Consider the following 1,331-nt stretch of genomic DNA (forward strand, 5'->3'; position numbering starts at 1 on the left):
AAAATAATGAAATGGACACCCCCTTCTATACTGAGTAGGTCAGTTTAAAAGGAGAACATCATGGATACGATTCATGCAATTGGTATTGATTTAGCCAAGTCAGTTTTTCAGATATGCGCTTTTAATCGAGCTGAAAAAAAATTGTTTAATAAAATGCTACGCCGCAATCAACTTCTTCGTTTCTTAAGCAATATAGAGCCATGTTTGATTGGAATGGAGGCGTGCGGTAGCTCCCATTACTGGGCTAGAGAGATAAGTAAACTAGGCCATACTGTGAAGTTGATGCCACCACAATATGTAAAGCCCTATGTTAAAACGAATAAGAATGATGCAGCAGATGCCGAAGCCATTTGTGAAGCGGTTAGCCGACCAAATATGCGTTTTGTGTCTGTTAAAAGTGAAGAGCAGCAAGCTTTGCTTTTACTTCATCGAGAACGAGATGGTGTTATACGAGACCGAACGGCTTTAATTAATCGAATTAGGGCAAGTTTGCAGGAATTTGGTGTCAGTATCCCAGCAGGACGGTTTCGCTTACAGATATGGTTTAGAGAAGATTTTGCTTTAGTAGAAGATTGTCTGCCTACGATGTTGTGTAATCATATTAAGGCGATGCAATCTAGATTAATGGATTTAGAAAAATACCTAGGTGGCCTAGATACACAAATTGATAGAGCAAGCCAAGAAAGTCGCCAATGTCAGGCTATTAGAGAAATTCCAGGTGTTGGTCGATTAACCTCATCAGCGTTAGTGGCAAGTATTGGTGATGCGAGAGAATTTAATTCTGGTCGTCAACTATCTGCTTGGTTGGGTTTGGTACCGAGTCAACACTCAAGCGGAGGGAAATCACTATTACTAGGCATTAGTAAGCGAGGCGATTCGTATTTAAGGCGAATGTTTATTCATGGTGCTAGGGCGGTCATAAGACATATTAAACCGGGAAAGCCTTATTATGAGTGGATTACAAACCTGTTAAACAGAATGCATAAAAATAAAGTCATCGTGGCATTAGCCAACAAATTGGTAAGAGTTGTTTGGGCGATACTTGCACGAGATCAAAAATATCAGGCTCAAACAATCTAAATTTTAAAGAGTGATACACCAAGTTTTGCTTAGTAAAAAAGAGTGATGACAAGATAGGTAAGACCGTGACTTGGAAATTCTGGGACTAACATCGTTTCGTTGAAAACGTCAAAATGATTAGAACCAAGTCAGCGGAGTTCATCAGGGATAAAAGCATCGATTGCTTTATAAAAAATCCGAATAGATGGCTGCAAAACGCTTCTTGTTAGATCTTGATTTTGCTTGCAAAAATCGGGGTGTCCATAGATGTT

The 1,331-nt window shown here is 39.4% G+C and carries 1 protein-coding gene; it reads left to right on the forward strand.

The window, feature by feature from the left end; genetic code table 11:
- Positions 1 to 60: 60 nt before the first annotated feature.
- The gene (locus ACHUFM_RS18160) at positions 61 to 1,080 is read left to right on the forward strand and encodes an IS110 family RNA-guided transposase (RefSeq protein WP_394184023.1); all 1,020 of its coding nucleotides are present in this window, start codon (positions 61 to 63) and stop codon (positions 1,078 to 1,080) included.
- The last annotated feature ends 251 nt before the right edge of the window (positions 1,081 to 1,331 follow it).

The sequence above is a fragment of the Marinomonas posidonica genome, assembly GCF_043643765.1.
Lineage (GTDB): Bacteria > Pseudomonadota > Gammaproteobacteria > Pseudomonadales > Marinomonadaceae > Marinomonas > Marinomonas posidonica_A.

Excerpts from the sequence above, each read along its gene's own strand:
- ACHUFM_RS18160 (WP_394184023.1), top strand. The coding sequence starts at position 61 with ATGGATACGATTCATGCAATTGGTATTGATTTAGCCAAGTCAGTTTTT.